20 protein-coding genes are annotated in these 17,837 nt (G+C 30.2%); 3 read left to right on the plus strand and 17 right to left on the minus strand.

Annotation, left to right across the window (positions count from 1 at the left end; genetic code table 11):
• Positions 1-71: 71 nt before the first annotated feature.
• The 3 genes from MOV42_RS08475 to MOV42_RS08485 form a co-directional block, all read right to left on the minus strand.
• Positions 72-311, minus strand: coding sequence for a hypothetical protein (locus MOV42_RS08475; RefSeq protein ID WP_416385436.1), 240 nt, complete (start codon positions 309-311; stop codon positions 72-74).
• An 85-nt stretch (positions 312-396) separates the two neighbouring features.
• Complete coding sequence (locus MOV42_RS08480; RefSeq protein ID WP_324170762.1) at positions 397-990, minus strand: transposase; 594 nt, start codon at positions 988-990, stop codon at positions 397-399.
• 70 nt (positions 991-1,060) lie between these two features.
• Positions 1,061-1,693, minus strand: coding sequence for a transposase (locus MOV42_RS08485; protein ID WP_324170763.1), 633 nt, complete (start codon positions 1,691-1,693; stop codon positions 1,061-1,063).
• 280 nt (positions 1,694-1,973) lie between these two features.
• Between MOV42_RS08485 and MOV42_RS08490 the strand changes: the two genes are divergently transcribed.
• The gene (locus tag MOV42_RS08490; protein WP_324170764.1) at positions 1,974-2,246 is read left to right on the plus strand and encodes a type II toxin-antitoxin system Phd/YefM family antitoxin; all 273 of its coding nucleotides are present in this window, start codon (positions 1,974-1,976) and stop codon (positions 2,244-2,246) included.
• 6 nt (positions 2,247-2,252) lie between these two features.
• Positions 2,253-2,591, plus strand: a complete 339-nt coding sequence (locus MOV42_RS08495) for a type II toxin-antitoxin system RelE/ParE family toxin (protein ID WP_324170765.1) — start codon at positions 2,253-2,255, stop codon at positions 2,589-2,591.
• 128 nt (positions 2,592-2,719) lie between these two features.
• Here the strand turns inward: MOV42_RS08495 and MOV42_RS08500 are convergent, their stop codons facing one another.
• The 3 genes from MOV42_RS08500 to MOV42_RS08510 form a co-directional block, all read right to left on the minus strand.
• Entirely contained in the window at positions 2,720-3,067 is a 348-nt protein-coding gene (locus tag MOV42_RS08500; protein WP_324170766.1) for a hypothetical protein, read from the minus strand.
• A 118-nt stretch (positions 3,068-3,185) separates the two neighbouring features.
• Positions 3,186-4,388 carry an IS3 family transposase gene (locus MOV42_RS08505; protein WP_324170767.1) on the minus strand — a complete coding sequence of 401 codons (1,203 nt, stop codon included), beginning with the start codon at positions 4,386-4,388 and terminating at the stop codon, positions 3,186-3,188.
• Between the two features lie 49 nt (positions 4,389-4,437).
• Positions 4,438-5,511: a hypothetical protein gene (locus tag MOV42_RS08510; RefSeq protein ID WP_324170768.1), complete on the minus strand. Its 1,074-nt coding sequence runs from the start codon at positions 5,509-5,511 to the stop codon at positions 4,438-4,440.
• 301 nt (positions 5,512-5,812) lie between these two features.
• Here MOV42_RS08510 and MOV42_RS08515 point away from each other — a divergent pair, with 301 nt between their 5' ends.
• Complete coding sequence (locus tag MOV42_RS08515; protein ID WP_324170769.1) at positions 5,813-6,010, plus strand: hypothetical protein; 198 nt, start codon at positions 5,813-5,815, stop codon at positions 6,008-6,010.
• Positions 6,011-6,186: 176 nt separating this feature from the next.
• Here MOV42_RS08515 and MOV42_RS08520 read toward each other — a convergent pair.
• The 11 genes from MOV42_RS08520 to MOV42_RS08570 form a co-directional block, all read right to left on the minus strand.
• Positions 6,187-7,343, minus strand: a protein-coding gene (locus MOV42_RS08520) for an IS3 family transposase (RefSeq protein ID WP_324170770.1) whose coding sequence is annotated in 2 segments (ribosomal slippage) — positions 6,187-7,091 and positions 7,091-7,343 — 1,158 coding nt in all. Because the reading frame shifts where the segments join, the coding sequence is not laid out codon by codon here.
• Between the two features lie 56 nt (positions 7,344-7,399).
• Complete coding sequence (locus tag MOV42_RS08525) at positions 7,400-7,747, minus strand: hypothetical protein (RefSeq protein ID WP_324170771.1); 348 nt, start codon at positions 7,745-7,747, stop codon at positions 7,400-7,402.
• A gap of 228 nt (positions 7,748-7,975) precedes the next feature.
• Entirely contained in the window at positions 7,976-9,208 is a 1,233-nt protein-coding gene (locus MOV42_RS08530) for a restriction endonuclease (protein WP_324170772.1), read from the minus strand.
• Between the two features lie 500 nt (positions 9,209-9,708).
• The gene (locus tag MOV42_RS08535; protein WP_324170773.1) at positions 9,709-10,161 is read right to left on the minus strand and encodes a hypothetical protein; all 453 of its coding nucleotides are present in this window, start codon (positions 10,159-10,161) and stop codon (positions 9,709-9,711) included.
• Between the two features lie 300 nt (positions 10,162-10,461).
• Positions 10,462-12,357 (minus strand): DUF262 domain-containing HNH endonuclease family protein, encoded by a 1,896-nt coding sequence (locus MOV42_RS08540; protein ID WP_324170774.1) that lies wholly within the window; start codon positions 12,355-12,357, stop codon positions 10,462-10,464.
• A 91-nt stretch (positions 12,358-12,448) separates the two neighbouring features.
• Positions 12,449-12,892: a Fic family protein gene (locus MOV42_RS08545; protein ID WP_324170775.1), complete on the minus strand. Its 444-nt coding sequence runs from the start codon at positions 12,890-12,892 to the stop codon at positions 12,449-12,451.
• On the minus strand, positions 12,892-13,905 hold the full coding sequence (locus MOV42_RS08550) for a DNA-binding protein (RefSeq protein WP_324170776.1): 1,014 nt from the start codon (positions 13,903-13,905) through the stop codon (positions 12,892-12,894). The genes MOV42_RS08545 and MOV42_RS08550 overlap by 1 nt, the downstream gene beginning before the upstream one ends.
• 112 nt (positions 13,906-14,017) lie before the next feature.
• Positions 14,018-15,019, minus strand: coding sequence for a DUF4062 domain-containing protein (locus MOV42_RS08555; RefSeq protein ID WP_324170777.1), 1,002 nt, complete (start codon positions 15,017-15,019; stop codon positions 14,018-14,020).
• Between the two features lie 317 nt (positions 15,020-15,336).
• On the minus strand, positions 15,337-16,884 hold the full coding sequence (locus tag MOV42_RS08560; RefSeq protein ID WP_324170778.1) for a SulP family inorganic anion transporter: 1,548 nt from the start codon (positions 16,882-16,884) through the stop codon (positions 15,337-15,339).
• Complete coding sequence (locus MOV42_RS08565; RefSeq protein WP_324170779.1) at positions 16,862-17,128, minus strand: hypothetical protein; 267 nt, start codon at positions 17,126-17,128, stop codon at positions 16,862-16,864. Before MOV42_RS08565 ends, MOV42_RS08560 begins: the two co-directional genes overlap by 23 nt.
• 22 nt (positions 17,129-17,150) lie before the next feature.
• Positions 17,151-17,825: a F0F1 ATP synthase subunit A gene (locus MOV42_RS08570; protein ID WP_324170780.1), complete on the minus strand. Its 675-nt coding sequence runs from the start codon at positions 17,823-17,825 to the stop codon at positions 17,151-17,153.
• Between the last annotated feature and the right edge of the window lie 12 nt (positions 17,826-17,837).

Genomic DNA, 17,837 nt, shown 5'->3' on the forward strand with positions numbered 1-17,837 from the left:
CTATTACCTTGTTTTTCTTTCCAACGAGACTGTGAAACAATCAAGCCTCAAAGTTCATAATAATTCGATTTTTAGAAATTATATCGTTTAAATTGTACCATAAAAATATTTGATATTATTTTAGCCATATAGAGCCTAAAACTAGCGATATAAAAAGCTATTTCTTCTCTTATATCACTTAAGTCTCCATCTTTGACAGCTATCATCAGTTTTCTAAACAGAGCTATCCCTATCAGGTTTAGTAATCGTTTGAAATTATAGGTAAACATGATGAGTGCGTTTTCACCAGCTACTTTCTTTTTGCTTCTCACTAAGAAGTGATCCCAGCCTAAGCTTCTTTTGATTGTTCCAAATGGGTGTTCAACTATTGAACTTACATAAATCTATTTAGTAGATTTATTGCACTGACGCTTGTTGAGCTAGTCTTTTTTTGATGATAGCTTTTGATTCATCTGTTTGCATATTCGCATTATAGTTGTCAAGTAGCTCTTGATGTTCCCATCTTTGAGTCTGTTTATTCTTAGTCTTTTCACCTAAACATTTATCTTTGATTGGGCAGGCATTACAGTCGGTTTGAGAGCTTCTATACAAGTACATAGTTCTAGCATATGATTGATTCAATGATGATGTTCTTGATATTAGTTTATTGTTAGGGCATACATAAGCGTCTTTGTTCTTATCGTAGATAAACATATCTTTAGTGAACTTACCTTTGTTTTTTAGTTCTTGACCTGTTCTTACTAATGGTACTACTGTATTTATATTATCGTCAATACATTTTTTAATCTCAACTGCTGAAGAGTAGCCTTTATCTGCTGTTATTATCAAGTTTGGATTATTTATAACTTTTCTAGTTTGTAGAGCCATTTTATGGAGTTCTTGTTTATCGCTACCTGATGATGTTACATCTGTAGCTACTATAAACTTGTACTTATCGTCTACACATATCTGAGAGTTGTAAGCCATAAGATTATGGGATGGTTTAGTCATTACGCTTGCATCTGGGTCAGTACGATTATATTGAGTTTTATTAAGACTTTTAAGAAGCGCTAAGTCAGCTTTAGACTTGAGTTTTTTTTAAGAGTTTATCTAAATTTTTAGGTAGATTTTTAGAGAGTTTATTTGTGACTGTCTCTTCATCGCTATATTCTAAAGTAGTTAGATACTCTTCTATAGACGATTCTACTTGTTTGATGGACTCATCTACGGTTCTTTTCATTATAAGAGTATTTTTAGAAGCATTAGCTCTTAGAAATGCACCATCAAGTCCAACTATCTCTCCACCGATAAGTCCTATTCCTTTACACAAAAGTATAAATTCCTTAAACACTTGTTTAAGTGCTTTTGGATTGTCCTTTCTAAAATCCGCTATTGTTTTATAAGTTGGCTTTAGTCCTGCTGTCAACCACATCAGTTCTATATTTCTGCTATTTTCCTTTTCAAGATTGCGAGAACTTCGTATCTTATTGAGATAGCCGTAGATATATATTTTTAATAGTAACTTTGGTGCATAAGATTTTTGACCAGAGAGACTCTTAGACGTATCGCTAAAGCCTAGTCTTTTTAAATCTAATAATGAGACATAATCATCAATAGCTCTTACAGGGTTATTCTCATCTACATACTCATCAAGACTTGGAGGAAATAATAGTTGTTGATTACGGTTTAAACCCTCTTTGTATTTCTCACTCATAGACACCTCTTTAAATCCCTATATTACGAACTATTATTAGTTATATTATACAATTATAAGGGTTTAAATATGGTTAATGTTAAGGTATTTGTGTTAGAATTTTTGTAATTTATGAGACTGTTTGAGGTTTAGTTATTTCACAGTCTCATAGTAGCCAATAAGTAGCCTAGCGGCGACTTATTGGCTATATTCAGCCGTTATCACCAAAAGTAATTTTCAATTAATACCAAATTAAATCTAAATTTGGTACAATATAGTATCTTTAAAGAAGGTGGAAATTATGTATTTAAGTCAAGATATAAAACCAATTAGCTATTTAAAAGCAAAAACTGCAAATGTTATCAATGAGGTAAATGAAAATCAAAGAACTATTATAATTACACAAAATGGTGAAGCAAAAGCAGTAGTACAAGATATAAAAAGTTATGAAAATACACAAAACTCTTTAAACCTGTTAAAACTCATAGTTCAAGGTGAAAATGATATAGAAAACAGTAGAACTATAGAACAAAAAGATATGTTTGATAATTTAGAGCAAAAATTATTTGGATAACTTAAAATGAAAAAATTCAAAGTTATCTGGAGTAAAAATGCTGAACTTGATTTAGAATTAATTATTGAATACATTAAGATTGACAGCATAAATATAGCAAAAAAAATATTTAATGAAATAAAAAAAGAATGTAATAATTTATACACTTTACCAGAACGAAAAAGAATAGTACCAGAGTTTCAACAAATTGGTATTTTAAAATATAGAGAAATTATATATAAAAGATGGAGAATAATTTACAAAATTGATAATGAAAAAGTTTATGTTTTATTAGTAATAGACACAAGTAGAAATTTAGAGGATATACTATTTCAAAGGTTAATAAATAGTGATAACAAAACATAGAGACTGTGAAATAACTAAACCTCAAACAGTCTCATAAATTACAAAAATTCTAACACAAATACTGGAGTGGTAACCTAAATTCATACTAAGAATTTAAGATTTAAAGTAAATTTTTTTAGGCTGAATAATTATTTTTTCTTATAGTTTAATAAATAATCATCAACCATTTTTAACTTCAAGCTTTTGCTTAATCCTCTGTGGATTTTAATGAGTATTTTCAATGGAGAAAAAGTTCCACCATCGAGAGTATTTGTTGTGTTTGGAATCTTGAAATTTTTATATTTATTTCTTGTAAAAAGATATGAAAGATTAGCTCTTAAACTTCTATATGCAGCTCTAACTTTTTGATGAGTGTAATATGATTTACCAGTATCATTATTGATACTTTTTTCTTCTATAAAATTTTTATATGTTTCATACCATTCATCAAGCTTTTTAGTAAATTTTTTTTCATTAGTTTGAGTGAGTCGATACATGATTTTCTTCAAATCTTTTCCAGCTTGTAGTCTTGGTCTTTTAGTTATATATCTTTATAATGCCCCTAAAAATCAAGACAACTTTCCTAAAGATTTAATTTCATAAGCAACTGTTACCTTACCCTACATTTTTTAGATATTCAAGATAAACATTCATCGGTTTTCTATAATCTAAACTTGAGTGAAATCTCTTAAAGTTGTATTTATAGATATAAGCTTTAACTCCTTCTTTTAAATTTCTAATAGTTTGATAATCATTTATGTAAATATTACCATGTTTAAGGGTTCTAAAAAATCTCTCAATTACTATATTGTGAATACTTCTAGCTTTCCCATTCATTGATATTTGAATATTATATCTTTTAAGTATCTGAGTATGCTCATTGCTTGTATATTGACTTCCTTGATCACTATTAAATATCTTAGGCTTAGGATACTTTGCAAGTGCCTTTTCTAGCACATCGGTTGCAAGTGTTGCATCCATAGAATTAGTACCACAAGGGCATGATAATATTTTATAGGAGAGTATAGCTTTAGAATGCCAGTCTATAACTGCTGCCAGATACATAAAACCTCCGTTAATACGAATATAGGTAATGTCACCACTCCATACTTCGTTTGGAGTAGGCACATAGACAGTATTTTTCTTACCAACTCTAGTCCAATACTTCTTGAGGAGGTACTCATATATTTTATGTTCTTTATTTTTAATACTTGTTAGTTTCTTTTTAGTTGGGTATATTGCTTGTATGCCAAGTATTGCCATATATTTCAAGACTCTATTTCTGCCAATGGCATAGCCATCTTCTTTGAGTTGCTCGTAGATAAACCTATAACCATACTCTGAGTTCTCTGTAGCTATCTCATCAATTTTATGAAGTAGTTTGATGTTTTTTTGACTCATTGGTACTGGTTGATAGTAATAGTGGCTTCTACTAATACCAAATATCTCACATTGCTCTGAAATTGATAATTTTTTATGCTTGGACTCGATCAAAGCTTTTTTATTACATAAGTCCAAGCTCTTTAGCTTTTTTTCAACGAAACCTGCTCTTACAGTTGCTTTTCCTAGTGCCTTAGCTAAGCCATCATTCTCAGTTTTTAACTCTTCTATTTCATCTCTATAAGCTTTCGTCGCTCCACCCAAGTCAAATGCTAAAGATGCATTTTCTAAAAATTGAGTCTTCCATTTTCCTAATGATTGAGAAGTGATTTTATACTTAGTTGCTAACTGACTTATTGTCATATCTTCTTTTAACATTTCTAAGACTATTTTAGTCTTCTGTTTTGCCGTATAAGTTTGCCCTTGTTTTCTACTCATAATTTATCTCCATAATTCTTACTTATTTTAGCTTTTTTGAAAATAAATCCTACTGAATTGGTGTCTTAGATTTTAGGGGCATTATAGTTATGAAGTTTTGTGTCATTGAATACAAAAATATATCCCATGTTTTATTGTATGTTTCAGTAATAGTTTTTTCATAACTCCAATTATTGTTATAGTTAAAAAATTGGTTTACTTTTCTATCATCGTCAAAGTAGTCATATGAAAACTCAAGTATATGTTTAAAATTTCTACCATTTAAAACCATTTGATGAAAAACATTTTTTACTTTTTCTTCTGTTGATATGTTCTTTCTTTTCTCTATCAGTATTTTTAATATATACCCAAATATCATGTAGTATTCTGATAAAATCGAATATATATCAAGCTTATTATTTGATTGAAAAGTATAATAAGGGGAGTTGCATAATTGTATTTTAGTATACTGATGTTGAAGTTTATCAATAAAATGATTGAAGTAGAAGACCCTATCCTCAATAAGCTCATCAATATTCTTAAAACCATGTTGATTTAATAAATTTAAGTTTTCACTTAAATTATTTCTATTTTGAAAATTTTCAATATCTAGATTATTTATTATTTCAAATATTCTAATTTTCTCTAATGTTCTTTGTGGATTCTTTTTTTTATGATGTGGGTTTATATGATCTTCCATCATATATGGTAAATAATTCAAATCTATATTGTGCTTTAGTTTAAAGTCAATAAAATTATTAGAAATTTTTTTATTATAAAATCTCTCAAACATATTCATTGAGTTACTGTCAACAAATATAGAACTATCATGATTTACTTTTTCTTTAAATTCATTTGTAAAATATAAAATGTTTTTATAATTTGAAAAATGGTGTTCAACAGTTATTTCACTTTCATCAGAATCATAGAATTTTTTGCTATTAATTTCTGATAATATATTTGTATGAAAATCTGACCCAGTTTCATCATCCGTGCCAACAATTAGTGAATAGTTCTTAATAAAGTCATACTTTGATTTATAGTTATTATAAATACGATTATAATCATAATTTTTTGTAGATTGAACGAACTCTTGAATCATATCCCCTAAAATAAGCTGCTCGTTATAATTTTCACCAAACATAAAGTACCTTTGTTTTTTGTATAGCTAACGGGGGCGCGGGTGAGTAACTGCCGTTGGTAAAACTTTAGTTTTTCCAATGGTTGCTTGCTCCTCCCGCTTGTTATCTGGCGCTGTGCGACAGATGACCAGTGGGTGTTCAACCCGCGCCCCCGTTATCCGGTCACGCAGTGAGCGGATAACGTTTTAGGAGAGCAATAGTTTTCCCGCTAGGGTAAACTATTGGCTCCTGCGTTTTGTTAGCTATAGCACTAACATACGACTATTTTTTGTTCTTAATGATTTGCGACTACTACAATACGAAATGCTTAGAAAACCAAATTTATATCCTATATTTCCAGTATATCTATCACCCAAAGGTAAAGAACCAACCTTTTTGATAACTAAACGATTTACTTTAATATATTTTCCATTTTCAAAATCAATAGTTGAGTCATTACTGACAGTTACTAAAAGTATATTACAAAAAACAGCTACTCCATCTGAAGCACTCCATGTTTGAATAATATGAACTCCACTAAATGAACAACCTATATATTGATAAGAAAGTATCTCATCTTCTTCTTTCGCTGTGACAACTGGATGAGTTTTGCTTGATTTTTTTGATGTTATATCAGAAAAATATCTGTTACTTGGAATGTCCCCTATAAACTAGACAATTACTAATCCAGTAAAAACCTAATTTTCTGAAGACCCCAAATTATACCTTTTTTCAAACTCATTTGGTGAAATATAATCCAAATAACTATGTCTTCTTTTCGAGTTGTAGAACATTTCTATATATTCAAAGATTTTAGATGCTGCAACTTCTCTAGTTAAAAATACCTGCTTTCTAACAAGCTCTTTTTTTAATGTTTTGAAGAAGCTTTCCGCAACTGCATTATCATAACAGTTTCCTCTTCTACTCATGCTAAGAGTAATATTATGCTTCTTGGCAAACTTTTTATAATCATAAGAGCTATATTGACTTCCCTGATCGGAGTGAAGAATAACCTTATCATCCTTATGCAGTCTTGTAACTGCCATTTTAAGTGCATCAATAATTAGTGGTGTTGTTTGTCTATGTCCTGTCGCCCAGCCAATAATTTTTCTATTAAATAAATCTATAACAGTTGCCAAGAATATCCATCCTTCTTTTGTTCTAATGTAAGTTATATCACTAACCCAAGTATCATTAGGTTTATTTACTATAAAACACTGCTGTAAATGATTAGGATGTGCCTTGTGAACGGGACCAGCTTTAGAGTATGGCTTACGTTTATAAGTGCCTACACCATAGAGCTTGGCCTCGCTCATCAGTCTAGCTACTCTCTTTTTATTTACATGAACTCCAAGTTCTTTTAAATCTTTATGAATATTTCTATGACCATATACCCCATTGGATTCTTTATAGGCTTCTTTTATCTGAATAAGTAATTCTTGATTTTCCAACTCTCTATTAGAAATCGGTTGATTTAGCCACTGGTAATATCCACTTCGGTGCACTTGCATAACTTTACAAAGTCTATGAATGGCATAGACTTCGCTATAAGCTTTAATAAAAGTATATTTTAGTTTGTGTGGCTTGCAAAGTACACCGCGGCCTTTTTTAGGATGTCCCTCTCTTCTGTAACTCTCTTTAGCTCTTTTTGGAGTTTTTTTATCTCCGCTTGGGACTCATCCATAATCTTATATTTTTTTACTGCTGCTGGAGACTCTAATCTTTTTATCCAACCACTTAACGATGTTGGATGTATACCTAATCTATTTGCCGTATCTGTTATGCTGTAACCATTTTTAGTTACTTGTTTTACTGCCTCTATTCTAAACTCTTCACTGTATCTTTTTCTTGCCATTTTTCAACCCTATAATTTTCATAATGTTATATCATTATACTATCTAAATTATTGGATTAATTAGTGTCTAGTTTATAGGGGACATTCCAACTATTATTTGATTTAGAAATATTGATTGATACAACTTGATCACCTGTATCGCTTGTCCAACCGATTAGGTCTTCAAGAATTTTTGGGTTAATATATTCTTCATTTGTAAATGAATACTTATAATCACTAAAATCTCTAATTAAAGTAGAATTTGGGGTTAATGACATAAAGTTAAATCCAATGATTCCATGAACTTCATCTCTAAAAAATGCAGCTGTGCTTAGCAGTAGAACAACTACCGGCTCTGGACTTGGTTCTATATATAACCAAATTATACAAGCTAAAAAAGCTAGAATACTAATTATTTTATACAATTTTTTCCTTGATAGCTAACGGGGGCGCGGGTGAGTAACTGCCGTTGGTAAAACTTTAGTTTTTCCAATGGTTGCTTGCTCCTCCCGCTTGTTATCTGGCGCTGTGCGACAGATGACCAGTGGGTGTTCAACCCGCGCCCCCGTTATCCGGTCACGCAGTGAGCGGATAACGTTTATCGTGAGCAATAGTTTTCCCGCTAGGGTAAACTATTGGTCTCCTCGTTTTTGTTAGATGTTCGCATGTTGATTGCTTCTAAAGTCCATTACATCTGAAATTGTTTCTATAAAACTTTTTAAATTATGATGTGCTTCATCATCTCTAACCAAGGGACAACCATTTTCCCGTGACAATGTAAATCCAATTTTACACGGTTCTGTATGTGACTCAATACGTAATACATCTTTCTTTTCTTCAATTATATTTTCTTGAATTTTTGTTCTAAACCAATACTGTTCAACTTCATCTTCTGATAATTCTATTTTATCCTGTGATACTCTATTACAATCATTGATACAAACATCTGATAATTCTATTTGTAATTGATTGATAATCGGCTCTAGAATCATTGTTTGTATTTCTCTTGGATACTCTCTATCTGTAACATTCCATATATTTGTTAATATATTAATTGTTCCATTTTTACCTACTTTTTTACAGCATATTAGGATTAAATATGAAAATGATTTTATAATTGGTTCTTGTTTTGTACCAGCTTCATCTGCTCTAAAAATTAAGTATAAAAAATTTATAAGTCCATTTGATAATGTTTCTATTAATAACTCATTATCAACAAACATACACCATGACCTCTGGTTGATATTTCCATTGTTTATTTCTGAGGTAGTCAATGCAAGTAAGGATTGTGGTGATATTTTAAGTTCACTACGATTTTGCCATAATTTTATTAGTGTTGGCTTATCAGATAAAGTTGAATAGTTCCAAAACTTAGTTCTAATAACTTCTAGTTGCCCTTGTAAGCTAAGAGCTTTTGAATATAGTCTTATTATTGATAATGGATTTTTAGAACATAAATTTTCTAATTCAGTACGTTCCCAAAGTTTAACTTTTATTTTAGGATTATTTGATTGCCATTCTTTAACCCAATCTCTTGTTGGATTAGAAAAGTTTGAATTTGTTGCTATCACTATGACATCCACATCTTGTTTATTGCTTATATTAAATAATGCACTGTGCACTTCAGCTGGTTCTACTGTAGATTTTCTTCCTTTAGCTTCTATCCACCATTTTTGTTTTGTTAATTCACCATCAGGTGAAGATACATAAAATGATAATTCTAAATCTCTTCCTCCATCTGAAGCACCATTACCTTGGCCTCCTATACGCCATTCAATATCTTTAGCTCCCATTTCATCAAAAAGCCAGTACAATAATTCTTCTAATTCTTTACCTTTTATTATATCCCAAGGAATTTCTGTTGGTATAATTAATTCTGAATCCAATACTTCTCCTATAAATTTTAATAAACTATTTAACGGGGGCGCGGGTGAGTAACTGCCGTTGGTAAAACTTTAGTTTTTCCAATGGTTGCTTGCTCCTCCCGCTTGTTATCTGGCGCTGTGCGACAGATGACCAGTGGGTGTTCAACCCGCGCCCCCGTTATCCGGTCACGCAGTGAGCGGATAACGGCGAAGCTGAGCTCCATTAATGAGTATATCAGAAAATTCGCTTGCGATTTTCTGGGATACACTTTGATGTGTGACTCCTGCCATTTGTTGTATGTAGCGTAGCGAAATACGACAAATGGTTGGGGGCACGTTTAGGGCTCAGCTTCGCCGTTGTACGTTTCCGCTCCGCGGGAACGTACAACGGTCGAGTACAAAAATATGTTACCTGTTTTTGTAGTCTTTTAAGTTCTACAATGGTATCTAAATCTTTGAAGTTTTCCAATCTAAAAATTGGCAGAGGTAACATATTTTTCTTGCTACGATTTGTTATATCTTTAATTTTTTATGAATTTATTTAAGGTTGAAAGAGCCGCTCTATCTCCATTTAATGCAAATCCAGTTTCTATTCCATTTTTATCAAATATTGTTAAGAGTTTAGAATTTGCCCATAAATCTCTTTTAACAATTCTTTCTTCAATTTTTGAAATTTCATTTTTACTTAATTTAAACATGATATTGTATTCAAATCCCCTCACATCCCATTGAGCAAAATAAACACCTTGGTCTGTTATTGTAAAAATACCCCATGCTTTTAAATCATCATTTTGATACATTGTTGTAAATTCTTTAAACAATATCTCAGATGAACCATCTTTTACTGTTTCAATAAAAATTGGCTTAAATTGTTTCGTGCTTAATAAACCTTGTTGTGTTTGCATAGGTCCTAATGCACTACACCCTGATAGTAATGTGATTAAAACTAAAAAACTAAAATAAAATTTCTTCATTAAGAAATCTCCAAAAATAAATTTACCCATTTTTAATAGGCATATTCAAACTTCCAAATAATGTGGTTTCTTGGATATAACGGGGGCGCGGGTGAGTAACTGCCGTTGGTAAAACTTTAGTTTTTCCAATGGTTGCTTGCTCCTCCCGCTTGTTATCTGGCGCTGTGCGACAGATGACCAGTGGGTGTTCAACCCGCGCCCCCGTTATCCGGTCACGCAGTGAGCGGATAACGGTCGAAGATAGCCGATAAATTGCCGCTAGGTAATTTATTGGATACTCTGTTTTGTTATGCTTTTAACTTAAAGTAGCTTAGAAAAATCTTCTTCTTGAAAAGTAATATTCCATCTATCTGACATAAATTGTAGTAATTTTTCTCCTCTTGAATATATATCGTCTATACTCCAAGATATATTTTGACTTATCTCAATTGTATTGTAACTTGCAGTTGAAAAAACTTCCACTTTTACATCAAAACATTTATTTCCAATACTTGAGTTGTATGTTTTGGAGAGTAAAACTAGATTACCAAGAGAATGCAATATTCTTTTTTTACTTTTATTGTCTAAAGTATTAATTTCGTTCCAACATTCCCTAACAGTATTTTGAGGATAAATATGCTCTACGGAATCTTTATTTATTTCTTCCCATTGAAGTTTCCTCTCACCTTGTGCATTAGATTGTAAAAATAATTCATACTCATAAAGTAGATATTGTATACCATTCCACGAGTACCAACCTTTTTTATTTTCATCATCAAAGTTATCATTGATAATATCTATAAATTTTTTTGATTTAAATAGCTTATTTTTATGATTATCATAAATTTTATCTTCAAGTTTTGTTCTGATTCTATAAATATACTTCTTTTTATGATATTCATAAGCCAATTCAAAAAAATCTTTTATAGTTGTATTACTACCTTTCATCGTCCTAAATTTTATAAACATATAATTTTCAATTAGTCTTAAAATTCTTACAATCTCATCGTCATCATTGATGTTTTCTTTATCAATCATAATCGCCATTACTAAAGGTTTAAAAGTGTCAAATCCTAATCTATTTATTTTAGAAAGCCATACTTTTATTTCTTCGCTATATTTTGTGTTAATAGGATTAAGCATATTGTAATATGCAACAATAGCATTTTGAATATTAAACACATAATCTTTAATATCAGTATAATCAATAAAAAAATCTTTAAGTCGTGATTCATCCATCACTTCTTGAATTTGAGAAAAATTTTCTCTATCTCTAAAAGTTACTTTTTGGATTGTAAAATGTTCTTTTAATAAAAAATCTCTTTCAGGATTAGCTACAGCTCTGTCATATTTTCCAAAATACATTCTCCAATGATCTTTTAAAAAAACATCATCTTCAATTTTTGATGATGAGTCTTTTCCAATATACTCATAAATTGTTTTCCATGCTTCATTAATATTAAAACGTAATTGGGAAACTTCTTCTTTATCATTATTTAAGATAGTTGTTAGATACATTAGTCTATTTTTCAAAAGTTCCAATGTTGTCAGTTGTTTACCCCTATTATTCATAGTTTCAAAAATAATTGAAACATCTAATTCATCATCTTTATCAATTTCATAAAAATTAAACTTGAGTTGCTTCGTTATTTTTCTCACCAAAGTTTCAAGAGGATTTTTTTCTAGTTTATCAATTTTTTTATGAAAAAACTTTTTTGCATTATGAAGATTTTTAGTATACAAAGTATCAGTTTGTGTAGCAAAAGATTCTGTACTCTCTAATTCTAAAATTTTTGTTCTAAAAAATATATCACTAGGGTTGTCTTTTTCGTAGCCAAATACAACGCGAACAGTTTGTGCATCTTTTCCTACTCTTTTAAATAAATATTTATTGGTAAGTTCAGATTTTAATGCTCCTGTATTTTCATCACCTATCCAATCAGAATTGTTAAATTTATCAAGAATAATTTTTAATAAGATCGTTATTGTTGTCAATCTTTGTTGACCATCTACTACATGATAATAATCATTTTCTTTTTTATGTTCAACTGTCAGCATTCCTGTATAGTGAACTCTCTTGTCATCTAAATTTTGTAAATCTCTCCAAAAATCCTCTAGTTGCTCATTCTCCCAAGAATAACCTCTTTGATAGTCGGGTATCTTGAAAATTTTATCATTAAATATCTCAGATAATGTTTCTAGTCCACTATTTGCCAATTGATTTTCCTTATAGTAATTTTTTCTGTAGCATAACGACTGTCGTGAGCGATAATTTTCCTTTAGGTAAATTATTCGTTCCTCGTTTTTGTTAGGTTTCTGCTGAGACAGCTTCAAATATCTCTATTTTTAATGATTCATCAAATTCATTGTCATCTACTATGAATTTAATTATTTTTAAAAGTAAATCATCATTTATTTTGCCTTCTGCTAACCAAACTACTATATTTTCCATTTCTAAAATAAATCTTTTAGTGCAATAGTCATAACCGTTTAATTCTAAAAAATATGCACCTAAAACTAAGCTTGACCTTTTATTTCCATCAGAAAATGGATGAAATTTATTTACTGCATAAATAATATGTTTAAGTTTTTCTTCAAATGTTGGATAATACATATCATTTTGAACATGTTCCAATGCACTATCAAGTAAGCCTATTTCTCTATTACCACTAAGTCCACCACTATTTTCAATAATCCAATCATGTACATTTATTGCATGATTTGTATCAAAATAAAAGATTTCTAATTCCATTATCTATCTTTTAAGCGTTTTAATACATCTAATGTTTCAGGATCAGACAGTCTTTCTTCAAGAGATTTACTTGTTTCGCCTAAAAATTTATCAAAATCACTTTGTGGAACAGATTGAATATATCCTTCCAATTTATTATGTAAGGCATCCCTGAAACATAAATCTCGACTTGCCATTTTCACTCTAGCATCATCTATGCTTGGTTTCATATAAGGATTTGAAGCAGCATTTTTAATTATGCTATCTAATTCACTTTGAGATAATTTTCTACCTAATTCTTCGGATTTAGTTTTCATTTCTTGTGCAAGTCCATGTTCAAAGCTTGCAATCGCTTTTAAAACTTCTGAGTACATAGTATCTCGAACTTTTTCTTTTTCAGCGAGATTAAGAATTTTTTTATATTCACTTGCATTTTCTAGAAAAATCATTTCATAAATCTTATTTGTGTAAATTCCATATTTATATCTATCTGACATGTCAAGATAGTGCTTTAAAGCATCTGTAAATTCTTTTCTATAACTATATTCTTGATAAGAAGCTGGTAGATAACCTTCATCCCTTTGATTAATATATTTGGTTTGCCCACCAGCTTTTTGTGCAACAGCATCTATTGCTATATCTAGAATTTTACTTCTAATAATTTTTGCTTTTTCACTTTCTGTAATTAACATAGAAATATTTAAAACAGCTCTAAAAGAGAAAACTCCAAGAATTGTTGTTTTGGTAGCGACATTCATGTCGTTACCAAAATTTTCTTTCAATTTTTTTAGTTCCTTCCCTTTAATAACCTTATATCCATTAGATGACAACTCGTCATTATTTTGTTCAATATATCTATCAATAGTTCTTTCATCAACTGATAATAAACTTGACACTTGTGTTTTAGTAAAAATTCTTTCATCTTTCCAAGTTGTCCCACCTAATGCTAAATTAAGTTCAACTTTTTCTAAAGCATATTGGTTATTTAAAATATTTTGTCTACTTATTGTTGATTCTGTTAAATCTTTTTTCATCTTTTCCCAATTTATACATATTTATGTTAATTATAACATTTTATAAGAGTAACTAATTTTGGTACCTAACGACTGAAGATAGCCAATAAATTTCCGCTAGGTAATTTATTGGCTACTCTGTTTTGTTAGGTTTTTCATCAGTTTTTTTAATTAACTCTAAAAACAACATGGCATCACCTTTCTCAATTTCATAATCATATAAATATTTTTGTTCATTAATAGAGCCCATCATACTGTCAATATCGTATGGATTTTTAACATAATCTGGATTTTTTCTTTTTAATGTATTAGTTATATTAATAAATGTTGCTTTGATTTTATCAATACTATTTTCACTAAAAATTAATCTTGATAATATTTTAATCTCTTGATTATCTTTTTCATTAAAATATATATCTGATTTTTCTTCTGGAATAATTAGATATTTTATTTTATTTTGATCTAAATCTTCTACAAATTCAATTTTTGTGATAATTGTCTCTCCAAACTTAAATCCCAATTCTCGACAAGCTTCCTTAGACAAAGGTACAGCTTTCTCTGATAATTTTATATTTACAATAGTCTCGTAGTTTTTATACTTGTTTGGAAATAATAAAAATTTTTCTAACAGATTTAAGTTGTCATTTTCATTTATTTTAAGTTTTTCAATTTCCTTTTTTGTTAAAATATCATCTAACCTATTTTTTAGTCTAATTGATAAATCTTGAGGTGTTTGAAAAAAATCTACAGTATGTTTTTCTTTTAGTAGTTGTTTAAAATTATCTAGTTTTTTATGCTGTTCAAAATCTATAGCATTTACTTTGATTTGGGCTTCGTCATCAATCAAATAAATTAAAATTTCTTTTTTTTGCTCTAAAGCTTTTTCATATTCTAATTGAGTAAATGATTTGTTCGACTCTGCTTCAAGACTGCCAAATCTTGTAGCAATTATACCAATATAAATATCTGCTCTTTCTACTTCGTTTAAACAGGTTTCAAGTGGAGTTTCTTTTCTTGCTCCAAACTTTTCCATACCAAGAACATTAACACTATAGCTTTCCAATAGTTTCCATACTGCTTCTCTATAGTCTTTTAAATCCATATAGGTTGATGAAATAAATACATTTTTTTTCATAATTTAAGCATTATCCTTTATTTATAATAATTTACTTTATAAACCTAACTATTTATTCATTCCCATTATAGTGAACTTACTCTTAAGTAACATTATTAACAGATAAAAAATATGTACCTTTAAAAAGAAAAATATCAATGAATTAGGCAAATAATATGACAAAATGCCGTGTTTTTAAGATATTTATCAATTTTAGATTATTATCCTTAAAGAATAAGTGGGCTATTAATACTTTTATTGTCATTATTGGAGCATAAGTGGGTGTTAATTGGCTGTATTTCATTTAAAGAGCATGGTTTAGCTTAAAAAAATAGAGGTTATTCTATCGCTTCTCTTAAATATTTGTACATTGGAATTTCATCGAAGACTTTTATCTTGTCTAATCTTTTTATTTTTGCCATGTGTCTATCTCTTAAAACTAGTACAACTTCTATATCTAAGTCTTTTAATTTTAAGACCATTTCTTCTAACACAAATATTGCAGATATATCTATAAAAGGAACATCAAGACAATTTATAACAATCTTTTTAGTATCTAATACTTCTGATATTTTATCTTCAAACATACTTGCAGAGCCAAAGAAAAAAGCTCCATCTATGTTGACTATCCGTATATCTTTATTTACAACATCATCAACATCTTTGTGAAAATCTATCTTAACTTCTGATTCTACTGTTATTCTGTATACAATTAGTATAGATGCTAAAACAACACCAACACCAACGGCCATAATTAAATCTACAAAAACTGTCAAAACAAAGACTACTATCATAACTGCCAAGTCATGCTTTGGAACTAAATGCATCATTCTAAGTAACTTATAGTCAAGTATATCAACCCCAACTTTCATCAAAATTCCAGCAAGAACAGCCAAAGGTATTTGAGAAGCGATAGGAGCAAAAAATAAGATGATAAGAAGTAATGTAGTGGAATGTATCATTCCTGAAAGTTTTGTAGTTCCACCACTTTTAATGTTTATAACTGTTCTCATAGTTGCACCAGCTCCAGCTATACCACCTATCATAGAGACAAATGTATTACCGATTCCTTGACCTATTAGCTCTCTATTTGAGTCGTGCTTAGTCTTTGTCATGGAGTCTGCAACGAGTGAAGTCAGAAGGGTATCTATTGTTCCTAAAAGTGCTAAAGTAAAGCCCATGCCTATTATATTTTTAATTTGGTGCATCTCAAAGGATGGCAAAACAAACTCTGGTAAAGAATGAGGAATTTCTCCTATTGTTTTTATATCTAAGTTAAAAACAGCTGTAGCTATTGTCATAGTAACAAGGGCGATTAAAGATGTTGGAACAATTTTAGAAAGTTTTTTAGGAGTAAAAAACATTATAATTAAAGTAGCTACAGCAATATACATAGAGTCTAAATTTATATGACTTAGAGTAAAAGGCAGGTTAATAAGTGTTTGCATAACTGAGCCAAAACCTTCTTCTCCTAAAAATGGATTAATTTGTAAGATGATAATAATTAGACCTATTCCACTCATAAATCCTGAAATAACTGGATATGGAATATACTTTACATATTTACCAACTTTAGCAATACCAAAAGCTATTTGAAAAATTCCTGCTAAAAAAATGACACTCATTACTGATTTTATATCGCCATGAAAAAGTACAACTGCACTAGCAACAACAACAGTCATTGGTCCAGTTGGACCTGAAATTTGTGTAGATGTTCCACCAAACAGTGAAGCTAAAAAACCTATGACAATTGCGCCATATATCCCTGCTATTGCTCCAACACCACTAGCAACACCAAAGGCTAATGCTAAAGGCAAAGCAATCACAGCAGCGGTAATCCCACCAAACAGATTGCCTTTTAGATTACTCAGCACTCTGTTTCTCACAGAGTTTTTCTAAAAGTTGTGTATGTTTTTTAGACTCTTGTAATCTTTTTCGGTTAATAGAGAAAGCATCTAAAGCTAAAATCATAAATAATGAGAAAAAAATAAATAAAAATGTTAAAAATAAAGAGAAGGAAAAACCAAAAACTATAAATATTTTAAAAGTGAGTAAAGCACCAAAAAGGACTATTGCCCATGATGCTCCAAGCAAAAAGCCTATAATTCTATCAAATATATCTTTTTGCATAAGGGTGTACTTTAGTTATGACTTAATGTTCTTCTATTGCTACTGCCGAACCAAGATAAACAGTTGTAAGCATCATGAAAATAAATGCTTGTAAAAATGCCATAAAAGTAAGAAGTGCAAATGGAATCATTGGAAGTAACCAAGGAGCTAACATCAAGATAACCATCAAGAACATATCGTCACCCTTTACATTTCCAAAGAGACGGAAAGATAGAGAAACAAGACGAGAAAAGTGAGAAACTATCTCAATTGGGAACATCAACCAATACAACCACCAAACTGGACCTAAGAAATGCTTAAAGTATTTAACTATACCTTGACGACGAATGCCTTCAAAGTTATAGTAAACAAATACAACAAGTGCTAAAGTTAGTGCAAATTCTAAAAATGCAGTTGGAGCTTCAAAACCTGGAATAACACCAATAAGATTAGCGATACCAACAAAAAGACCAATAGTCGCGATAAGAGGAAGATAACGACGAGCATCTTCTTTTCCCATAACATCTATTCCCATTTGAAGAACACCACCAAGATATGCTTCCATAAAGTTCTGTGCACCCTTTGGAACAAGTTGTAAGTTTGACATCGCTGATTTTACCAACATTAACGCTAAACCTGCGGATAGTAACATGTGCGTAATATAGATAAATTCTTTGTTGTGAGAAATAATCCCGAAAAATGTAAACAAATCTGGCATAAAAAAGCTCCC

The organism is Sulfurimonas sp. (genome assembly GCF_029027405.1).
Classification (GTDB): Bacteria; Campylobacterota; Campylobacteria; order Campylobacterales; family Sulfurimonadaceae; genus Sulfurimonas.